The 336-nt window shown below is 65.2% G+C and carries 1 pseudogene; it reads left to right on the top strand.

From position 1 onward, the window contains the following. Positions 1 to 336, top strand: a pseudogene (locus EN808_RS35490) (M23 family peptidase); the annotation flags it as partial.

The following is a 336-nucleotide window of genomic DNA, read 5'->3' as shown; positions in this document are numbered from 1 at the left end:
GAAAAAGTGGTGCGCGAAGCCGGCAACGGCTTGAGCGACGGCGCCATCCAGGTGGCGGCGCTTCACTATGTCGATCCGCAGCGATTCGGCGACGCCTTCGCCGAGAGCATGGCCGGCTCCTACGACGTCAAGACCACGCCGGAAAACGTCTCGGTTGCGCCACGCGCCGCACTGGAAGACCAGACGCCGGCCTTTGCCGAGGAAATCATCCCTTTCACCAGCGACACCGACATAGCCGAGGCCTTCGCCGATTCGGGCTATACCGGCGACGACGCCACCGGCATGGCGGAAGCGATCGGCAAGCTCTTGAACGCCACGGCGCTCAAGGCCGGAACG

This window comes from Mesorhizobium sp. M8A.F.Ca.ET.165.01.1.1, assembly GCF_004792065.1.
Taxonomy (GTDB): Bacteria; Pseudomonadota; Alphaproteobacteria; order Rhizobiales; family Rhizobiaceae; genus Mesorhizobium.
Note: the sequence above shows the minus strand (reverse complement) of the source record. Positions and strands in the feature narration are given on the sequence as shown.